The organism is Campylobacter hominis ATCC BAA-381 (assembly GCF_000017585.1).
In the GTDB taxonomy this organism is placed as follows: Bacteria; Campylobacterota; Campylobacteria; order Campylobacterales; family Campylobacteraceae; genus Campylobacter_B; species Campylobacter_B hominis.
Map to the genome: position 1 here is coordinate 52,606 of NC_009714.1, position 19,367 is coordinate 71,972.

At 32.6% G+C, this 19,367-nt stretch carries 16 protein-coding genes and 2 rRNA genes; 12 read left to right on the forward strand and 6 right to left on the reverse strand.

Going from position 1 to position 19,367, the window contains the following annotated elements; genetic code table 11:
• Positions 1-4 precede the first annotated feature (4 nt).
• Together CHAB381_RS09075 and CHAB381_RS08820 are read left to right on the forward strand one after the other, a co-directional pair.
• Positions 5-469, forward strand: coding sequence for an HpaII family restriction endonuclease (locus tag CHAB381_RS09075; protein ID WP_198002591.1), 465 nt, complete (start codon positions 5-7; stop codon positions 467-469).
• A complete protein-coding gene (locus CHAB381_RS08820; protein WP_198002592.1) occupies positions 466-735 on the forward strand; it encodes a very short patch repair endonuclease in 270 nt (89 codons plus the stop codon). The genes CHAB381_RS09075 and CHAB381_RS08820 overlap by 4 nt, the downstream gene beginning before the upstream one ends.
• A 474-nt stretch (positions 736-1,209) precedes the next feature.
• Here CHAB381_RS08820 and CHAB381_RS00310 read toward each other — a convergent pair whose 3' ends face one another.
• Positions 1,210-2,421: a saccharopine dehydrogenase family protein gene (locus CHAB381_RS00310; RefSeq protein ID WP_011991525.1), complete on the reverse strand. Its 1,212-nt coding sequence runs from the start codon at positions 2,419-2,421 to the stop codon at positions 1,210-1,212.
• Positions 2,422-2,931: 510 nt separating this feature from the next.
• On the opposite strand from CHAB381_RS00310, the gene CHAB381_RS00315 reads away from it, so the two are divergent.
• Both CHAB381_RS00315 and rrf read left to right on the forward strand, forming a co-directional pair.
• Positions 2,932-5,841: ribosomal RNA gene (locus CHAB381_RS00315) — 23S ribosomal RNA — on the forward strand.
• A 190-nt stretch (positions 5,842-6,031) separates the two neighbouring features.
• Positions 6,032-6,148: ribosomal RNA gene (gene rrf, locus CHAB381_RS00320) — 5S ribosomal RNA — on the forward strand.
• Positions 6,149-6,829: 681 nt separating this feature from the next.
• On the opposite strand, the gene CHAB381_RS00325 is transcribed toward rrf, so the two are convergent.
• Genes CHAB381_RS00325 through CHAB381_RS00335 form a run of 3 tightly spaced genes read right to left on the reverse strand, consistent with a single transcriptional unit; the run spans position 6,830 to position 10,084 of the window.
• Positions 6,830-7,921, reverse strand: a complete 1,092-nt coding sequence (locus tag CHAB381_RS00325) for an HNH endonuclease family protein (RefSeq protein ID WP_011991526.1) — start codon at positions 7,919-7,921, stop codon at positions 6,830-6,832.
• Between the two features lie 2 nt (positions 7,922-7,923).
• Complete coding sequence (locus CHAB381_RS00330) at positions 7,924-8,979, reverse strand: adenine-specific methyltransferase EcoRI family protein (RefSeq protein WP_011991527.1); 1,056 nt, start codon at positions 8,977-8,979, stop codon at positions 7,924-7,926.
• A gap of 10 nt (positions 8,980-8,989) precedes the next feature.
• Positions 8,990-10,084, reverse strand: a complete 1,095-nt coding sequence (locus CHAB381_RS00335; RefSeq protein ID WP_011991528.1) for an adenine-specific methyltransferase EcoRI family protein — start codon at positions 10,082-10,084, stop codon at positions 8,990-8,992.
• Positions 10,085-10,600: 516 nt separating this feature from the next.
• On the opposite strand from CHAB381_RS00335, the gene CHAB381_RS00345 reads away from it, so the two are divergent.
• The 5 genes from CHAB381_RS00345 to CHAB381_RS00360 all read left to right on the forward strand — a co-directional run bounded on the left by CHAB381_RS00345 (position 10,601) and on the right by CHAB381_RS00360 (position 12,849).
• Entirely contained in the window at positions 10,601-11,236 is a 636-nt protein-coding gene (locus CHAB381_RS00345) for a hypothetical protein (protein WP_011991529.1), read from the forward strand.
• Between the two features lie 2 nt (positions 11,237-11,238).
• Positions 11,239-11,361: an LPD23 domain-containing protein gene (locus CHAB381_RS09175; protein WP_172462805.1), complete on the forward strand. Its 123-nt coding sequence runs from the start codon at positions 11,239-11,241 to the stop codon at positions 11,359-11,361.
• Positions 11,345-12,016: a hypothetical protein gene (locus CHAB381_RS00350; RefSeq protein WP_011991530.1), complete on the forward strand. Its 672-nt coding sequence runs from the start codon at positions 11,345-11,347 to the stop codon at positions 12,014-12,016. The genes CHAB381_RS09175 and CHAB381_RS00350 overlap by 17 nt, the downstream gene beginning before the upstream one ends.
• Positions 12,013-12,273, forward strand: coding sequence for a hypothetical protein (locus CHAB381_RS00355; protein WP_041570432.1), 261 nt, complete (start codon positions 12,013-12,015; stop codon positions 12,271-12,273). The genes CHAB381_RS00350 and CHAB381_RS00355 overlap by 4 nt, the downstream gene beginning before the upstream one ends.
• A 324-nt stretch (positions 12,274-12,597) precedes the next feature.
• Entirely contained in the window at positions 12,598-12,849 is a 252-nt protein-coding gene (locus tag CHAB381_RS00360; RefSeq protein ID WP_041570433.1) for a ComEA family DNA-binding protein, read from the forward strand.
• 217 nt (positions 12,850-13,066) lie between these two features.
• On the opposite strand, the gene CHAB381_RS00365 is transcribed toward CHAB381_RS00360, so the two are convergent.
• On the reverse strand, positions 13,067-13,288 hold the full coding sequence (locus CHAB381_RS00365) for a hypothetical protein (protein ID WP_370445521.1): 222 nt from the start codon (positions 13,286-13,288) through the stop codon (positions 13,067-13,069).
• A gap of 160 nt (positions 13,289-13,448) precedes the next feature.
• Complete coding sequence (uvrA, locus tag CHAB381_RS00370; protein ID WP_041570552.1) at positions 13,449-16,259, reverse strand: excinuclease ABC subunit UvrA; 2,811 nt, start codon at positions 16,257-16,259, stop codon at positions 13,449-13,451.
• A gap of 184 nt (positions 16,260-16,443) precedes the next feature.
• On the opposite strand from uvrA, the gene CHAB381_RS00375 reads away from it, so the two are divergent.
• From CHAB381_RS00375 to CHAB381_RS00385, 3 genes are read left to right on the forward strand one after another with little or no spacing between them, the layout of a single operon-like run.
• Positions 16,444-16,944: a nucleoside phosphorylase-I family protein gene (locus CHAB381_RS00375; protein WP_011991535.1), complete on the forward strand. Its 501-nt coding sequence runs from the start codon at positions 16,444-16,446 to the stop codon at positions 16,942-16,944.
• Complete coding sequence (locus CHAB381_RS00380; RefSeq protein ID WP_011991536.1) at positions 16,932-18,092, forward strand: SPL family radical SAM protein; 1,161 nt, start codon at positions 16,932-16,934, stop codon at positions 18,090-18,092. Before CHAB381_RS00375 ends, CHAB381_RS00380 begins: the two co-directional genes overlap by 13 nt.
• A 1-nt stretch (position 18,093) precedes the next feature.
• Positions 18,094-18,732, forward strand: coding sequence for an SDR family oxidoreductase (locus CHAB381_RS00385; RefSeq protein WP_011991537.1), 639 nt, complete (start codon positions 18,094-18,096; stop codon positions 18,730-18,732).
• Positions 18,733-19,367: the final 635 nt, after the last annotated feature.

Here is a 19,367-nt window from a genome sequence, read left to right on the forward strand (position 1 = left end):
ACAATTGGAATATTGGAAAATTAATAATCGGGTTTTCGCTGATAATTTAGTATTGATTGACAGCAGCATGGATAAAATTATCGCTGAAACCATTCTGTATTTTTATAAAGACGGAATCTGTAACTGTGATGAGATGGTTGAAAAACTTGAACGGGAAAATCCTATGAATTACGGTAATGTAAATACATATAAATACAAGTTCAAAAAATTTCTGACAGCCGTAGCGCTCGGAATGGTACCTGCTGCAGTTTGGAATGGTGTTGACGAAGCTGCAGGAGGATATATTGTTGTTACAAAAGAAGGCAATGTTCTTGCTTATCACATATATAACAGAAATTATTTTGAAGAATATTTGCTGAAGAACACCAAATATGAAACAGCGTCTACTTCAAGACATGGTTTTGGAGAAATATACACTGAAAAAGGGGAATATTATATAAAGCTTAATTTGCAGGTGAGATTCAGATGATGAAGAAAAATAAACCTATGACCAGAAGCGAGAATATGGCAAGAGTTAAATGCAAAAACACAAAACCTGAAATTTATCTGAGAAAACTTTTATGGCATATGGGCTTCAGATATAGGGTTAATTATAAGAAATTGTCCGGAAGCCCTGATATTTACATTCCTAAATACAGAGTTGTCATATTTATAAACGGATGCTTTTGGCATATGCATAAAAATTGCAAACATTCATCTATTCCTAAAAGCAATTACGATTTTTTGGAAAAATAAACTTGAAAGAAATGTCAAAAGGGATAATACAAACTACAGAAACTCGAATATATCGGTATTAAAGCGATAGTAATTTGGGAATGTGAAATTAAACGAATGATAAAAGATGAAGTATATTCCAAAAAAATTATTGATGACATTTTATATAAAATTATAAATAATTTATCATAAATAGCTGTTGATTGTCGTTATTTTTTGATAAAAATTTTATTTTACATTGTTTTTATTTATTATAGTAAAACTAATTTTTCAGCAAAATATACCCGAATTTAAAAAAATTATACTTTAAATTTTAAATAAATGTCATATGAAATTTCATATTGAAAATGAAAATTTTATGGTTCGGTCCTTATAATACAGTATGATATTCTTAAATTTCGTTAATTGATATAGCTGAAATAAGCATTCATAATTTTATAAAATAAAACTATAAATGCTTAAATATCGTCATTATACATAAAATTTATTATTAACTTATACTTCGTATCTTTCACCAGGTTTCATTTCTATAATTTCCCATGGAAGTCCTTGACGATTCAATTCGTCCATAAAAGGTTTTGCATCGAAATTTTCCATATTAAACACGCCTTTTCCCTGCCATTTTTTTGTGGCGACCATCATCGCGCCTATACAAGCAGGAACTCCTGTCGTGTAACTAACTGCTTGTGCACCGGTTTCAGCGAAACTTTCTTCGTGATCGCAGACATTATAAATATAGACCTGCCTTTCTTTGCCGTTTTTAAAACCTCTTATGACACAGCCTATATTTGTTTTGCCTTTTGTGCGAGGACCAAGAGAAGCTGGATCCGGTAAAAGTGCTTTTAAAAATTGAATCGGAACTATTTTCGTGCCGTTAAAATCAACTTCATCGATTCTTAACATTCCTACATTTTTTAGACATCTCATATGTGTGAGATAGCTTTCTCCAAACGTCATAAAAAAGCGAATTTGTTTTAAACCTTTTATATTTTTTACCAAACTTTCCATCTCTTCGTGATAAAGTAAATAACTGTCCTTGACGCCGATTTTCGGATATTTCCATTTAAACATTATTTCCATAGGTTTTGTTTCAATCCATTCGCCGTCTTTCCAGTATCTACCGTTTGCGGAAACTTCGCGCAAATTTATTTCAGGATTAAAATTTGTAGCGAAAGCGTATCCGTGATCACCTGCATTGCAATCCAGAATATCAATATAATTTATTTCGTCAAAAAGATTTTGCATAGCATAAGCACAGTATACATTCGTAACGCCCGGATCAAAACCTGAGCCAAGAAGCGCCATTACGCCGGCATTTTTAAAATTTTCATCTTTCGCCCATTGCAGTTTATACTCAAATTTTGCTAAATCAGGATGCTCATAATTTGCCGTGTCGATATAGTTTATTCCTGCTTTTACGCAAGCATCCATAAGTGTCAAATCTTGATAAGGCAGAGCCAAATTTAGTAAAATTTCAGCCCCAGTTGTTTTTATCAGTTTTACAACAGCTTCTGTATCGTCCGCATCAATTTGCGCCGTGTCAATGCAAACTCCAACACGTTCTTTTATAAATTTTGCTATTTCATCGCATTTGCTTTTTGTTCTGCTAGCAAGCGTGATTTTTGTAAAAATTTCACTGTTTTTTGCGCATTTTACCGTCGCTACGCGACTTACGCCGCCGGCTCCGATTATTAAAATGTTTGCCATATTTTTTCTCCATTTAAAAATTTAGTTTTTATTGTATCAAATTTTGGTTACAATTTTAAACAGCATTACTTTCCATTTTTTTTGTTAGAATTTCTTTTAATTTTCTTCTCCCTCCATACAATTTTTAATTTCCCTTTAAGCTCTTTTTTGTATAATTACATTTCGCTTTTGCAAAAAAAGCAAGTTATTTAATTTATCATTGTTAAAAGTCACAATCAAGTTTTAATAAATAAAACAATTTTACAGGAACTTGTTAAAGCTTTAAGCGGTTGATTTTAAAGCAAGTTATAAAATTCATTTGTTATCCGAATTTTATGATAAAGATTAAAAAACGGACATATAAAGTTTTAAACTTATTTATATGTTTTTAATCTCTTTCCGTCTTAATCAAATGCTTAAATATTATAAATTATTTATCTTTAACAAGGAAGTGATGCAAATTAGAATATAAAATATTAAAATTCTAAAACAATATATAGTTTAAAAGATTTAAATCTTTATAAACTAAAAAGGTAAGCTACTAAGAGCAAATGGTGGATGCCTTGGTTGGTAGAGGCGATGAAGGACGTACTAGACTGCGATAAGCTATGAGGAGCTGTCAAGAAGCTTTGATTCATAGATTTCCGAATGGGGCAACCCGGTATATAGTGATATATACCACCTGATATGGAGCGAACTTGGGGAACTGAAACATCTTAGTACCCAAAGGAAAAGAAATCAATTGAGATTATGCAAGTAGCGGCGAGCGAACGCGTAAGAGGGCAAACCACTAGTTTACTAGTGGGGTTATAGGACTGCATAAAAGAATAAAAACGGATAATAGAACAATTTGGAAAAGTTGAGCATAGAGGGTGATACTCCCGTATATGAAATCCCTTTTTTACTTAGCGGTATCCTGAGTAAGACGAGTCACGTGAAATCTTGTCTGAATTCGGGTCGACCACGATCCAACCCTAAATACTACTACCAAACCGATAGCGAACAAGTACCGTGAGGGAAAGGTGAAAAGAACTGAGGTGATCAGAGTGAAATAGAATCTGAAACCATTTGCTTACAATCATTCAGAGCCCTATGATTTATCAGGGTGATGGACTGCCTTTTGCATAATGAGCCTGCGAGTTGTGGTGTCCGGCAAGGTTAAGTAAACACGGAGCCGTAGCGAAAGCGAGTCTTAATAGGGCGTTTAGTCGGATGCTGCAGACCCGAAACGATGTGATCTATCCATGAGCAGATTGAAACCGGTGTAAGAACCGGCGGAGGATCGAACAGACGGCCATTGAAACGGCTCCTGATGACTTGTGGATAGGGGTGAAAGGCCAATCAAACATCGTGATAGCTGGTTCTCTTCGAAATATATCGAGGTATAGCGTTGTGTCGTAATTATAAGGGGTAGAGCACTGAATGGGCTAGGGCATACACCAATGTACCAACCCCTATCAAACTCCGAATACTTATAATGTAATCACAGCAGTCAGGCGGCGAGTGATAAAATCCGTCGTCGAAAGGGGAACAACCCAGACTACCGACTAAGGTCCCTAAATCTTATTTAAGTGGAAAACGATGTGAAGTTACTTAAACAACCAGGAGGTTGGCTTAGAAGCAGCCATCCTTTAAAGATAGCGTAATAGCTCACTGGTCTAGTGATTTTGCGCGGAAAATATAACGGGGCTAAAATAAGTACCGAAGTCGTAGATTTACACAATAGTGTAAGTGGTAGAAGAGCGTTGTATTTAGCATTGAAGGCGTACCGGTAAGGAGCGCTGGAGCATATACAAGTGAGCATGCAGGCATGAGTAGCGATAATTAATGTAAGAATCATTAACGCCGAAAACCCAAGGTTTCCTACGCGATGCTCGTCATCGTAGGGTTAGTCGGGTCCTAAGCAAAGTCCGAAAGGGGTATGCGATGGAAAATCGGTTAATATTCCGATACCAACATTATTGTGCGATGGAAGGACGCTTAAAGTTAATGGGGCTAAGTGATGGAATACTTAGTCTAAGGATGTAGGTTAAGTTGTAGGCAAATCCGCAACTTTTTATCCGAGATCTAAAAGGCTTACAAAACTCTTCGGAGTAGCGTAAGAACCCATGATACTATCGAGCCGAGAAAAGTTTCTAAGTTTAGATAATGTTGCCCGTACCGTAAACCGACACAGGTGGGTGGGATGAGTATTCTAAGGCGCGTGGAAGAACTCTCTTTAAGGAACTCTGCAAAATAGCACCGTATCTTCGGTATAAGGTGTGCCTAACTTTGTGAAAGATTTACTCTATAAGCAAAGAAGGTTACAACAAAGAGTCCCTCCCGACTGTTTACCATAAACACAGCACTCTGCTAACACGTAAGTGGATGTATAGGGTGTGACGCCTGCCCGGTGCTCGAAGGTTAATTGATGATGTCAGGAGTAATCCAAAGCATTTGATCGAAGCCCGAGTAAACGGCGGCCGTAACTATAACGGTCCTAAGGTAGCGAAATTCCTTGTCGGTTAAATACCGACCTGCATGAATGGCGTAACGAGATGGGAGCTGTCTCAAAGAGGGATCCAGTGAAATTGTAGTGGAGGTGAAAATTCCTCCTACCCGCGGCAAGACGGAAAGACCCCGTGGACCTTTACTACAGCTTGACACTGCTACTTGGATAAAGATGCGCAGGATAGGTGGTAGGCTTTGATCTATAGACTCCGGTTTATAGTGAGCCATTGGTGAGATACCACTCTTCTTTATTCGATTAGCTAACTAGCATAAGTTATCCTTATGTAGGACAATGTCTGGTGGGTAGTTTGACTGGGGCGGTCGCCTCCCAAATAATAACGGAGGCTTACAAAGGTTGGTTCATAGCGGTTGGAAATCGCTAGTAGAGTATAAAGGTATAAACCAGCTTAACTGCGAGACATACAGGTCGAGCAGAGACGAAAGTCGGTCTTAGTGATCCGGTGGTTCTGTGTGGAAGGGCCATCGCTCAAAGGATAAAAGGTACCCCGGGGATAACAGGCTGATCTCCCCCAAGAGCTCACATCGACGGGGAGGTTTGGCACCTCGATGTCGGCTCATCGCATCCTGGGGCTGGAGCAGGTCCCAAGGGTATGGCTGTTCGCCATTTAAAGCGGTACGCGAGCTGGGTTCAGAACGTCGTGAGACAGTTCGGTCCCTATCTGCCGTGGGCGTAAGAAGATTGAGGAGAGTTGACCCTAGTACGAGAGGACCGGGTCGAACTGACCACTGGTGTATGGGTTGTTCTGCCAAGAGCATAGCCCAGTAGCTAAGCCGGGATGTGATAAGAGCTGAAAGCATCTAAGCTCGAAGCCGACTCCAAGATTAATCTTCTTTTAAGAGCTCTTATAGACTATAAGTTTGATAGGCCGGGTGTGTAATTGATGTAAGTCATTTAGCTGACCGGTACTAATAGCTCGTTTGCTTATCTTATTAAGCATCACTTCCTTGTTAAGGATAAAAAACAATAACAATAAATCAAAACAATTGTTTAATTATTAAAACAGCGAATGGACTTTTAACAATATAAAAAGCAGTGTTTAATAAGAGAATTTAAAAAGATTAAAATAATTAATAAACAGTAAAAAGCAATATAAAAACAGAATTCTTTTATTTAACATTGCTCCGTGACTATACAGATATGGAAACGCCTTGCTCCATTTCGAACCAAGAAGCTAAGCATATCGTGGCTGATGATACTCTGTGTTACTCGCAGTTGGAAAGTAGGTCGTTGCGGAGTGTGTTAATACTAAAAATCCGAATATTAGTAAATAGCTTCTTCCGATACATTTATTTCATTGAAAATAATTAAAATTTTAAAGATATTTAAATCCCTTATGGCCTTAATGAATTTTTGCTCTTGTTTATGTGTTTATTTATATAATGGTGGTTTGGGTTTTAAAGATGATAAATCTAAGTTATTTTTTAAAACTATAGTCTTAATTAAATTTTAAATAAAAACAATTTTTATCAAAATAAAACAAGGACCTTTTTATTGATATCTGGCCTTTAATAAATATTATAATAGATGTAAAATTTATTCAAATTCAGTATTTTTAGAATAGTTAAATTTTACTAAAATTTAGTAAAAATAGGATGTCTGGTACAGGAAGTAATATCTGAGCTTAAGCACTGTCAAAATTCAAAAAAAGCTTCATTTTTATATTTTTATAGTGTTAATTATGATTGAAATTTTATTGCAAGAAAGATTTATTGTGTAGAGTAGTTTTTATTAGTTATATAATGTTCTTATAGAAATAATAAAACTTTATTTTTAGTTGTCTTAATATTTTTCTTCCGTATCATCAATTTTCTCTTTTACATCTTTTGACTCTTGGCTCATTTGCTCTAATTTTTTCATACCCATCCATTTCTTGCAATAAAAAAAAGACGACTAGATTTTTTTCTAATCGTCCCTTTTCTATTTTGAAGATTTTCTTCTATTACATTCTTTACATAACATCTGGCAGTTTATTGCGTTTGTTTTCCCTCCCTCAACCCAAGGAGTTATATGGTCTCCCTCCATTTCATTTATCTCAAAATGCTTATTGCACATAGGACAAATTCCTTTTTGTCTTTCATAAGCTTCTCTTTTCATAGATGGAGTAAAGGCTCTAATATTTAAGTGTTTCTCTTCTCCTGTAATTAAATAAGCATAAATTCCAGATTTTTTTGTTATATCATCATCTTGCATTAATTCTTTTATTTTTTCTTCCAATTTTACTGGATCATAAGAATTTTGCTTATATTTATTATATAGTATTCCCCACTCAATTCCTTTTTGTTCACTTCTATAGTTAGTGAATAATGTTTTTACCCAATTGATAACTGATTGAAAATATAGCCATAATTCAGTTGCATTAGTTTCATTCTGTTTTCTAGCCATATATACTTCGATTTCTATAGAATCTCTATCAGTTATCCAGCGTAATGCAGTTTCTAAATACTCTTGTCTTATTGAAGTGCCTTTTAAATAATCACTAGCTATTTGGTATGCAGGACATGATGTTTTAGAAAAATATTTTTTCGCTTCGGTTGTCCAAGGTCCAGCATATACTGCATTTCTTAATTCTTGGTCCGTAAGTTTCTCGCCAGCTATATTTATCGTCCTAAACCAGTCTAGTTTTTCACTATCAGTCCCCTCGCAAATGTAGATCATTAATTTATAATTAAGAATTTCATCTTGCTTATCTTTAGTTAAATTGTGAAAATATTTTTTGTTATATGAAAAATCTCCATTAACATATTGGCAGATACTTATCGTCCTTTGTTGACCATCAAGAACCTCATAACAATCATCGTCATTTTTAACCCAATACATAACATTTAGCGGAAAATTCTTAGTTACAGTATCAATAACTGAATCTCTTTGTTTATCCTTATAAACAAATTCTCTTTGATACTTTGGTCTTATATTTAATTTTCCATCAAACCCATATACACCCTCTTCCGCTCTATAAGAATAGCCTTTTACAACATCTCTTATTGGAATTTCCATTAGTTTAATATCCATATTTACCTACTCTTTCTTCTTATTAAGACTCTTAAATATTTTTCTACTCCATTTATTATTGGTCTTCCATGAGAAGTGTTCTCATGCCTAATACCTTTATTTTCTTCTCCCGTATTCATTATTCCAATTAATTCAAACTGATCAGGATTATATTTATGCATAAATGTTATTGGAACACCCATATATCCATTATAGTCAATCGGTATTTGAGCTACTTTATCTATATTTATAGCATTATAGTTATCATATTTAGGATACTTTTTTTCATTGTATACTTCATATAGCAGAAGGTCTTCATGTCTTTTTTCTATATCTAAATTGGTAAACCAACATATATTACCCATACTTCTCCACTTAATTCCATTTTCATCAATTCTAAACCTTGTTTTTCTTGGCTCATAATAATCTGGCACTTGGAACTCCATATCACCTGCATAATATCCTAACCAAATTTTATCTTTTTTTAATAAAGAAAATATTTCTTTATACGTAATTGCATTTTGATTACCAATTATTAAAAAACTTTTTTTATAAGATATTAACAAATCAACATACTCTCTAAAGAGTGAGAATGGAGGATTAGTGACTACTATATCAGCTTGTTTCAGCAACTCGATACATTCTTCAGACCTAAAATCCCCATCTCCTTCTAGAAGTGTTACAGTATTTTTGTTTTGTTGCATTATTTGTCGAATATCTTCAATACCAATTGCACCATCATTATTAACATCCTCTACATTATCAATAATTACTTTATAGGGACTACTTTCGTTTTTATCTTCAATATAATTAATATCAAATACACTTAATTGTTCGAACTTAATAGACGAAGTACCATAGCAAGTAGCTATTAATCTTTTTAAACCAAGATGATTAAAATTATTAGCAAAGTATTTAAAAAAATTGCTTTCATAAGGATCATCACAATTACAAAATACTACCTTATCCTTAAAGTGATTTTTATAATGTCTCAGTTCTCTTTCAATATCACTTAACTGTGTATAAAATTCATCTTCTTTTGCCTTATTCGCCCTTCGCAAAGCACTATTTCCACTCATTGTAAGTCACCTACTTTCTTTTAATAAGTATTCTGGCATAAATACTTGTATATAGTTCTCCAGTTTCACAATCTCTAAAAGCTGGAGTTTTTTTATCTTTAAACTTATTATACTTTCTATACAAAGTTCCTTTAGCATTGTATGTTATTTTTCCTGTTGATTTTCCATTTTTTAATATTTCCATTTTTTTATTGTTTTTGAAATTGCAGCTTCCTACAATTCCTAATTCTACAATTTCAAACTGATTTGGATTATATTTATCTAAAAATGTTATTGGAACGCCCATAATGCCATCGTAGTCCATTGGAATTTCATTTGTTTTATCAACATTTATAGCATCATAGTTTACATACATAGGATATTTATCCTCAGTATAGTTTTCATATAAAAGAAGATTATCATACCTTTTTTCTATATCTAAATTAGTAAGCCATAAACAATTGTTTGTTGATACAATTCTTTCCCCATCTTCATTAATTTTTGTTTCAGTTCCATATAATTCATAATGCTTAGGTACTATAAAACCAGATATCCAACGACCCATTCCATTGCCTAACCAAGCTTTATTTTCTTTGATTAATGCAAATATTTCTTTATATGTTAAGCAATTTATATTTCCTATTACTAGAAACTTTTTGTCGTACTCGACTAATTGACCGATATACTCTCTAAATAACGAAAACGGTGGATTAGTAACTACTACATCAGCCTGTTTAAGTAACTCAATACACTCTTCAGACCTAAAATCTCCATCTCCTTTTAGATTATTGATTTCAACATTATCAAAATCATTAATGTTGCCATTTCCATTATATTCTAGCCATATTGCCTCTTCCTTATCATTCATTGAAAATAAATCTATATCTTGATTTTTATAACAAGTAGCCATCAATTTTTTTAATTCCAAATAATCGAAATTTAAGTAGAAATATTTAAAAAAATTACTTACCCTTGGATCATCGCAATTACAATAGACTACTTTATCTCTAAAATGAGCCTTATAATATTTCAACTCTCTTTCTATATCAACAAGTTGAGTATAAAATTCGTCATTTTTATTTTTACTTGCTTTTTTTAAATTTTTATTGTTTGCTTGCCTGCTCACTCTTTAATCCTCTAGTATTTGTTTTGATTTGCTAATCTCTATAACATCTTCAATTCTGCAATCCAATGCCAAGCAAATCTTTTTTTAATGACTCTAAATTCACATAAGAGTTTTTACTCATTCTTGAAACTATGTTACTTGTTATGTTCGCAGCTATTTTTAAGTATTCTTTGTTTGCCATAATGGTTTATAAGAAATTGCCATATTATTACCCCTTATCCGTTTAATTGTTAAGATATATTGTATCATAAATAGGCTGATAAGTCACTTTAGCCTATTTTATACTTGTGCTTGCGTTAGTATTTATTGAGATAGTCCTTGTTTTTTTATGTGTCTCACTTGTAACTGCTCCAAATCATTAGAAAAAAGAGGCATCAAGCCTGAATTAATTAGTTCTTTAAGACAAAAATTAGTTAATGAACCTGAATTATTTACTCCTCAAAGGATAAAAGTAACAGAGGAGTTTATAAAAAATAATCCAAATTTGGTGTTAAAAGCTCCAAAAAAAAAGAGCCTTTGCCACAAGATGAGTTTTATCTAAATAGAGCAAATAAATACATTGATGAGTTAGAACAAAGAGGATTAAAGCCTGAATATGTAGAAAAACTAAGAAATAGCGCCTTAGAAAATCCACATCGTTTTAGCGATGAAGCAATGGAAACAAATGAATGGTTTATGAAAAACAACTATGACACGCTTTTTAATAAACAAGGCAAAACTTCAAATATGAAAGGTGGTTTTATAACTCCAAATTTAGCAAAAGATATGGTTGGCAGTGGAGTTGGTGCAGGTATAGGGGCTAATTTAGATGATGAAAATAGACTTCGTGGAGCAATGCTTGGAGGACTTACTGGGTTTGGCTTTAGGCACGGAGTAAATAAAGGCTTTGATGCTTTTATATCATCTCAAGCAAAGAAATATCAAAATATTGCTAAAGGCAATCCACAACTTTTTAATAAAATTGTAAAAGAAAATATAAAAAGCAGTATTTTACCAACAAATGCTTATCAAAAAGTTGATGACTTCGCACAAAAAGCAGGAGCAAAACAGAACTTATTTGCTTATGAAAATAGTGCTACAAATATTAAAAAAGACACTATTAAAAACCTAAACACAGCAAAACAAATGCAAAAAATGGAGATGATGAGCTAAAAATATGGAGAGAAACAGGCTGGTTTAAAGATAAAGATAATATTTGGAAATTTGAACTAAATGATAGCGATGCAAAGATAAAAACTCTTAAACAAGGAAGACGGCAATGTGTTAAAACACGATGAGCTATTTAAGGCTTATCCTGAGCTAAAAAATAACTATGTCTTTTTTGATAGCAATATAAAAACAAATAGCTTATTTAATCCAAAAAATGGCGAAATTACAATAAATCCAAATTTAAGCAAAAGTGACATTAAAAATGCACTAATGCAAGAAATTCAAAACGCAATACAACATAAAGAGTATGCAGGTTTTAAAAATGGAGCAAAATTATATGATGATTTTGGAAAATTTGAAAGAGATAATGTAGTTAGTAGATTAAACCTAACACCAAAACAACAATCTAAAATCATAAATAGACAAAATCCAGTAAATGATGATTATCACACTTGGGTAAGAAGTGAAGATGACATAATAGACTTTAAAAAAATAAAAGAAGATGACTTTATAGAAACACCAGATTGGACTTTAAAAGATTATAAAAAAGCAGTAAATAATGGCGAAGTTAAAGTTTATAGCTCAAAGCCAATAACAAGTGGCAATTTTGTAACTCCATCAAAAATGGAAGCTATGGCTTATGCTGGAAATGGTAAAGTATATGAAAAAAGCGTAAATATAAATGAAGTTGCTTGGATAGATAGCTTACAAGGTCAATACATACAAAGTAAAAGCTTACACCCATTTGAAACAGCAAAGTATAATGCAAGGAGAAAGAGTTGAAAGAGTTCATGGTAAAAGAGGTGGAAGTAGGCAATAAAAACAATCTGCCTGGAGCGTTAAAACGATGGATATATCTACTTAAATCATTAAAACTACTCTATCAAAGAATTATTTGCTTGTTCAGTTTATATTCTAATAACTGGAAAGCTTATAATGGTTTGGTTGATTATAGAATTAAAGAATATTTTAGAGTAAAATTTTACAAGAATGAGTTTGAAATCTGTAAAAACTATATAAGTGGAATTGATTACTTCTAGGCTTGTGCTGAGCATATATTGTATTTTATTGCTTGGCTGCAATGGTAATTTTAAAAAGGTATTTAGGCTTGTGCTGAACATATATTGTATTTTATTAAAATTAATAAGAGAATATTTGCTTAAGTTGTCTTTCTATGTCTAAAAAATTTATCATTTGGGTGTATCATGTAAGTCATCTTTAGTCTCAATTTAATTAATTTTGATTTAATCATATTCTTTTTGCTTTATGGTATTAATAAATATGTTAAATAATATATACTAGTTTAGAATATATTAATAACTATTTTATATACTAAATAAATATTATTATTTAAAGGATGCATTATGAAAAGATTATTGTTATTATTTGTTTTTAGTTTTAGTTTGTTGTTTGGTGCTATAAATATAAACACTGCTTCCAAGGAAGAACTTATGACTCTTAAAGGTATTGGAGAGACTACAGCAGAAGCCATAATAGAATACAGAAAAGAAAATAAATTTACAAAAATAGAAGATATTAAAAATGTAAAAGGCATAGGTGATAAGAAATTTGAATCAATAAAAGAAGATATTGAGATTAAAGATAGCAAGAAATAACTTTATAAATATTATTATTTTATTAGATAATATAACTTCCTATAGGCTTTAAAATGTATAGACACTTTAAATTGTAGTGTTAAGGTGTCTGTGGTTTTTTGGAAATCGATCTATAATATAGTTTGAGTTTTAAATATATAAAAATTCATGAATCAACCTATAAGGTAAGAGTTCGTTTGCACATTTTGATGGACAGCATCGTTTAAGTGATTGCTACTTAACGCTCATAAAATTTTTTATGCTTTTTTTTATAATTTTTTGAATTTTTAAGCTTATCGAGTAAATTTGCCTCCATTAAAAGTTCATCTTTATTTTTATTTTGTATCACTGAGTTAGCAAAATTTTCCAAAGCTTTTGTATATGGATCATTTAATAAAACGGGCTCTACTTTTTCTAATATTTGTGTATTTTTTTTCAACTCTTTTTTTAAAAATTTCATCATCAAAATCTTCTCTTTTTAAAATATTAATGGCTGATTTTACAAATCTATCAAGAGCTCTTAATTTTTTAACCTCATCTGCCATTACAAAGCAAAATATATCAAAAGTGGTATGATTTGTTAAAATTTGATTTTACTGATTTTATTTTTTTGCTAAAAATCAAATTTCAAAGTTTAAAAATTCTCCGGTGTATGAGCCTGTTTTTTTGAAATTTTTTGCAAGCTGTTTTGGAGAACCGCAAGCGATTATTTTTCCACCGCCTTCGCCGCCTTCAGGTCCAAGATCGACGAGATAATCGCAGTTTTTGATTACATCCATATTGTGTTCTATAACAAACACGGAATTTCCCAAATCCACCAAATTTTGAAGCACACACACCAGTTTATCGACATCTGCAAAATGAAGTCCTGTTGTCGGTTCGTCCAATATGTAAAGCGTGTTTCCTGTATCGCTTCTACTTAACTCTTTCGCCAGTTTTATGCGTTGCGCTTCGCCGCCGCTTAGCGTTGTTGCAGGTTGTCCGAGTTTGACATATGAAAGTCCTACATCTTGTAAAGTTTTTAATTTTTGATAGATTTTCGGCACAGATTTGAAAAACTCAAACGCCTCATCAACACTCATATTTAAAACATCAGCTATGCTTTTGCCGCGATATTTTATTTCAAGCGTTTGCGCATTGTATCTTGCTCCACCGCAAGCGTCGCAAACTACGTTGATGTCGGGCAAAAAGTGCATTTCAATCGTAATGACGCCATCTCCGGAGCATTTTTCGCAGCGTCCGCCTTTTACATTAAAACTGAATCTTCCAACTTTGTATCCGCGAAGTTTTGCCTCTTTGGTTTGAGCGAATAAATTTCTTATTTCATCCATTATGCCGGTGTAAGTTGCCGGATTTGAGCGCGGTGTGCGACCTATCGGACTTTGATCAAGGTAAATTACTTTGTCTAAATTTTCAAGTCCTTTAATTTTCGCATTTTTGTCTGTTTTTACTTTTCTTGCATGATTCAGCTCGCAAAGTGCGGTTGGAAGTAGTGTTTGAAGTATAAGTGAACTTTTTCCGCTACCGCTGACGCCTGTGATTCCTACTAAATTTCTAAGCGGAAATTTAGCATTTAAGCCGTGAATGTTATTTATATTTACATTTTTTATCTCAAGCCAAAGTTCTTGCGTTCTGTTTTTAGTATAATTTATTTTTTTTATACCATTTAAATAAAGTGCAGTTTGAGTGTTGCTTTTAAGCAGATGTTTCACATCTCCGCTAAATACGACTTCTCCGCCAAGATCTCCTGCTCCAGGACCTATATCTACAATAAAATCGGCATGTTCGATTGTCTTTTTATCGTGTTCTACCACGATAACTGAATTTCCTTTTTTTTGTAAATTTCTAAGTGTATTTATAAGTTTTAACGTGTCTCTTTCATGAAGCCCGATACTAGGCTCATCTAAAACATACATTACACCGCTTAGACCGCTTCCTATTTGGCTTGCTATACGGATTCTTTGCGCTTCGCCGCCACTAATTGTCCTTGCGTCGCGACCAAGAGTCAGATACCCAAGTCCTACATCTTTTAGGAAAAAAAGTCTTTCGTTTATCTCTTTTAAAATCTGAGCCGCGATTTGTGCGTCTTTTTCACTTAAATTTTCAAAATTTTCGGAATTTGAGAAAAATGCCACGCAGTCATCTATGCTCATATCTATTACTTCTGCCAATCCTTTTCCTGCGACTTTTACAGCCAAACTTTCAGGTTTTAAACGATGTCCGCTGCAATCCGAACAAATTTTTTCACTCATATAATCGTCCAAATCCTTTTCATTTTTGAGCAAATCATAAGCATATTTTACCGCGCCTTCAAATTTTCTTGTTAATTTATGGCGTTTCCAAAAAAACTGAATTTCTTTGGCACTGCCGTAAAGTATGAGCTTTTTTTGTTCTTCTTTCAGCTGTGAATACGGCACTTTTACGTTTATGTCATTCGCTTCACAAAAACCCATTAAAAATTTGTAATAGTAGCTTTTGTTGAAGCCGTATAAAATTTTAATTGCACCGTTTTCAAGGCTCGCATCTTCGTTTATAATTTTATTTGTATCAAGCGTAAAGCGGATTCCAAGTCCGTCGCAACTTTCGCAAGCGCCTTTTGGCGAGTTGAAACTGAAGCTAAGCGGCTCAAGCGGTAAAAATGAAATTTTGCAATCAAAACACGCCATATGTTCGCTGTAATGGATTAGATTTTTAGCGGCGCCGACTTCATCAGCGTTTACTATTTCAATTTCCACTTCGCCAAAGCTGATTTTTAGCGCTTTTTCGATATCTCCTGCGATTCTTGTGTTATTTTCATCGTTTATTGCAGTACGATCTATCACGAGTTTTATCGTGTGTTTTTTTGTTTTGCTAAGTTCTATATCTTCATCAAGGCGAACCATTACGCCATCTATGATAGCGCGCACGAAGCCTTGCTCTCTCATATTTTGCAAAATATCTGCAAAAGTACCTTTTTTTTCGCGCACAAGTGGCGCAAGAATGATGATTTTAGCATTTTGTGGAAGTTTCATAATCTGTTCTATTATGTCGCTTGCACTCATTTTTGAGATCGGTTTGCCGCATTTGTGGCAGTATTGAGTGCCGATTCTCGCATAAAGCAAACGCAAATAATCGTAAATTTCAGTAATCGTTCCGACAGTTGAACGCGGATTTTTGCCGGTTGTTTTTTGATCTATCGCAATCGCCGGTGTCAAACCTTCGATTTTATCGACATCCGGTTTTCCTATACGGTCCAAAAACTGTCTTGCATAGCTGCTTAAACTCTCTACGTAACGTCTTTGACCTTCAGCATAAAGTGTATCGAAAGCAAGCGTGCTCTTACCGCTTCCGCTAAGTCCTGTAAAAACGACAAGCTTATTTTTAGGAATTTCCAAATTGATGTTTTTTAGATTATGCTCTCTTGCATTTGTGATTTTTATTGTATCGTTCATTTTCGCTTCTTTTTTCAAAATAATCTTTGATTATATCACACAAAAACAAATAAATTACGATGAATAACAGCTCTTATTTGCAACGATTTTTAAATTTTAAAATTAAAAAAGCTATTAAAATAAAGTTTGTTTATTAAATAATTTTGTATAAAATTTTTACTGATATTTTTTAAGGTTTTGATTTATGATTTTAATTCATACGGCTTTGAAATGCGAAGCTATGCCTTTAATTGAAAATTTAAGGCTTAAAAAAACGGGTTTGAATTTTTACTCTAACGGCGAAATTTTACTTTGCATTTTAGGCGTAGGCACACAAAAAACGAAAATTTTGGCGGAAATTTTAAAAAGCGGAAATTTTTCGCGCGCTGTTAATATCGGCATTTGCGGCTGTAGCGATGAAAATATAAAAATAGGTGAAATTTTTGCAATCGGCAAGAAATTTGATTTTTTAAAAAACGCCGATTTGGAATGCGTAGATAAGCCCAAAAGCGAAATTACCACTACTTTATGCGACATGGAGAGTGCTATGTTTTTTCAAATTTGCAGCGATTCTAAAGTTGAAAATTTCAGCTTAAAAATTGTAAGCGATTATCTAAACGCAAGCAAACTCAGTAAAAATTTTGTGTATAATCTCATAAAAGCAAAAATTTCTGAAATAAAAAAGGCGATATTTTGGCAAATTTAGAAAATTTTCATTTTACATTTCAGCAAAAAAAACAGATTGACGAATTTTTAAAAGATATAAAAATGTGGGATGAAAAAATTCCGCAAGAGCTTGAAGATAGCGAATTTTTGAGTGGTAAAAATGGCAAAGATATATTTAATTTTTTAAAAGATTATCACAAAAAATTGCAAGAAAAAATTCACGGATATAAAAATTTTACAAATATTTATCAAAAAAGAGATTTTAAAATTTCATCTTTTGAAGCGGACAGGATTGCTCTTGGAAACTGTCCTGTAGCTAGCAAAAATACAAGATGCTGCAATCTTTTAACGCTTGATGCGGTAAATTCGTGCGGTTTTGATTGTTTATATTGCGCTGTGCAGTCATTTTATAAAGGAAATAACGTAGAATACGATAAAAATTTTGCTCAAAATTTGGAAAAATTAGAACTTGATAAAAATAAAATTTATCATATCGGCACGGGACAAAGTTCGGATTCACTGCTTTGGAATAATAAATTCGGCGAGCTGAGCGCTTTGATGAAATTTGCGAAAAAATATAAAAATTTGATTTTGGAACTTAAAAGCAAATCAAAAAATATAAGTTATCTTTTGGAAAATGAAATTCCGCGCAATGTAATCGCGACGTTTTCTTTAAATACACCTGAAATAATACAAAACGAAGAGCATTTGACAGCCCGTTTTGATGAAAGAATATCGGCGGCTAAGAAGCTTGCCGAAAAAGGAATTTTAATCGGTTTTCACTTTCATCCGCTTGTTTGGTATGACAATTTTTTTATTGATTACGGCGAAATTTTTGAGCGAATTTTAAATGAGTTTGATCCTAAAAATGTCGCTTTGATCTCTTTCGGCACACTTACTTTTACAAAGCCGGTGATTAAAAAAATAAGATCAAGAGAAATAAAAAGTAAAATTTTGCAGATGCCTTTTGAAATGATAAACAATAAATTTTCATACCCGCTTAAAATAAAAAAAGAGATGTTTCATTTTGCTTATAAAAGTTTTACACCTTGGCATGATGAAGTATTTTTTTATCTTTGTATGGAGGACAAATCGCTTTGGCGTGAATGTTTCGGATACGAATATGCCAGCAACGATGAGTTTGAGCGAGCGATGAAATCAGCTTATATGGCTAAAATTTGGAGTTAAGATGAAAATTTTAATTACAGGAGCAAGTTCGGGAATCGGAAAGGCGTGCAGCGAACTTTTAAGTGCAAAAGGTCATAAAATTTTAACTTTAAAAAGCCGTTTTGAAAATTTAGACGACTTGTTAAAAGAGGTGAGAAATTTAGAGCAGAAACACGAAATTTCAGTGGTGATTTTAAGTGCCGGTTTCGGCATTTTTGCGCCGCTTGAAGCTATGAATACGGATGAAATTCTGCGCCTTATAAATGTAAATTTAAGTGCAAATATTTTAATTTGCCGTGAGCTTTTAAAAAATTTGAAAAGAAATCGCGCGCATATAATCGGTATCGCTTCAATTGAAGCTTTGAGATTCAGTCGTTTTTCAAGTGTTTATAGTGCAAGCAAAGCAGGATTGCGCGCATTTTTGCTCTCTTTGTTCGAAGATGTGAGAAAAGAGATAAAAGTAACTTGTATCAGTCCTGATATTACTAAAACTGCATTTTTCGACAATCTTAATTTCGGCGTAAGCGATGATGAAAACAGTTATATAGATGCGGATGAAATCGCAAATTTCGTGCTTGAAATTTTGCAAACTAAATCAAATGTAAGCGAGTTAGTAATCCGTCCTAGAATCGTTCAAATCAACAAAATCAAGCATAAATAGCGTTTTGACTTCTGATATGTTACGAAAAATTTTATTGATAAGAGCTCATTTTTCGCTTTATTGCGTGGCTGCGGCTTTTAATAATTTTGGTGATAAGAACAGTTTTAAATATCAAGTCCTGTTTCATTTATACAAATTTTTTTTGAAATATTTTAATCCGTTTGCAGATTTTTTAATTTTATAAATTTTCTTTATACGGCTTAAGCGGATCTATCTAATAAATATTATATACAACTCTTTAATTGTAATTTTTATAAAATTTTAATACTATATTAAAACGGCTAAATTCCATTAAAAACAGCTTTTTACAGAAAAATTCGGCATAAAATTTTAAATTTTGATATTTTTAATATTGCCGGCACTTAAATTTTAGTTTATTTAAAATTTTGCCTGCCGCACTTTAAGTAATGTTTGATGGATATGAAATATTAATATAAAAACAAATAGACAAGTATGAAAAATATAATTTTATAGAATAATTTTTATTATAGAATTGCCAATTTAACCCCTACACCAAATTTTCTCATTCTACATATTTTTAATTTTTTATAATTTTATTTTCTCTCAATTTTTCTCAAACTTTTATCTACTTTTAAGCAAGTTTTTTATACAATTCAATTTCGCTTTTTTGAAAA